The sequence below is a fragment of the Vibrio sp. 1557 genome, assembly GCF_033340175.1.
In the GTDB taxonomy this organism is placed as follows: domain Bacteria; phylum Pseudomonadota; class Gammaproteobacteria; order Enterobacterales; family Vibrionaceae; genus Vibrio; species Vibrio alginolyticus.
The window spans coordinates 1-1,156 of sequence record NZ_JAWOVZ010000221.1; the positions used below are offsets into that span (position 1 = coordinate 1).

Sequence of the window (1,156 nt, forward strand, 5' to 3'; positions counted from 1 at the left end):
CTGAGAGAAAAGATTCAACAAGTGGTTGATGAGCTCGGCTATATCCCGAACAAAGCCGCAGGGGCACTCGCATCTGCAGAAAGTTATTCCATCGCTCTAATCATTCCGTCACTGTTTGAAAAAGCATGCGCGCATTTCTTACCAAGCTTCCAACAGGCGTTAAACAAAGCGGGTTATCAACTATTGCTGGGTTACAGCGACTACTCGATTGAGCAAGAAGAAAAGTTGCTTTCGACTTTTTTAGAGAGCCGTCCTGCGGGCGTTGTACTGTTTGGAAGTGAGCATAGTCAGCGAACGCATCAACTGTTAGAGGCATCAAATACGCCAGTGTTAGAGATTGCCGAACTGAGCTCAAAGGCCAGTTATCTCAACATTGGCGTGGATCACTTCGAAGTGGGTAAGGCCTGTACCAGACACCTGATTGAACAAGGTTTTAAGAACGTTGGTTTTATTGGGGCGCGCGGGAATCACTCAACGTTGCAACGCCAGTTACACGGTTGGCAAAGTGCGATGATTGAAAACTATCTCACCCCAGATCATTTTCTGACGACTCATGAAGCGCCATCTTCACAATTGGGTGCGGAAGGATTGGCGAAGTTATTGCTGCGCGATTCAAGCTTGAATGCTTTGGTGTGTAGCCATGAGGAGATAGCAATTGGTGCGCTCTTTGAGTGCCATCGCCGCGTGCTCAAAGTCCCGACCGACATTGCCATTATTTGTCTTGAAGGCTCTTCTATGGGGGAGCACGCTTACCCAAGTTTGACATCGGCAGAATTTGATTACGAGCGCATGGGCACCAAGGCGGCAGAAAAACTGTTACATGCCATCAAAGGCGAGCCAGAAGAACGGCCGACCAGTATGGGCTTTAAGCTAAAGCGTCGAGCAAGTACCGCGATTAATTGACACTTCCGCTTTCCATAAATACAAAAAGCCTCTCAATATGGAGAGGCTTTTTACATTCTGAATTCACGAGCGAAAACTACGGACGTTCGCCCGCGGCTAGGCGTTGTTCGATATCTACGATCACCTCTGGCAGATCGGAGATGGTGTCGATTAAGTAGTGAGGTGCACTCTTGATAAACTTCGCGCGTGCTTTTTCACGAGCTTTCTCTAAGGTTGCTTCGTCTGCGGCTTGGTATTCTTCAAATGTCAGACC

General features: G+C 48.1%; 1 protein-coding gene and 1 pseudogene. One reads left to right on the forward strand and one right to left on the reverse strand.

Annotation, left to right across the window (positions count from 1 at the left end):
* The coding region (locus tag R7070_RS26030; protein WP_318141492.1) for a LacI family DNA-binding transcriptional regulator at positions 1–903 on the forward strand (903 nt) is incomplete at its 5' end.
* 76 nt (positions 904–979) lie between these two features.
* Here the strand turns inward: R7070_RS26030 and R7070_RS26035 are convergent.
* A pseudogene (locus tag R7070_RS26035) lies at positions 980–1,156 on the reverse strand (phosphonoacetaldehyde hydrolase); the annotation flags it as partial.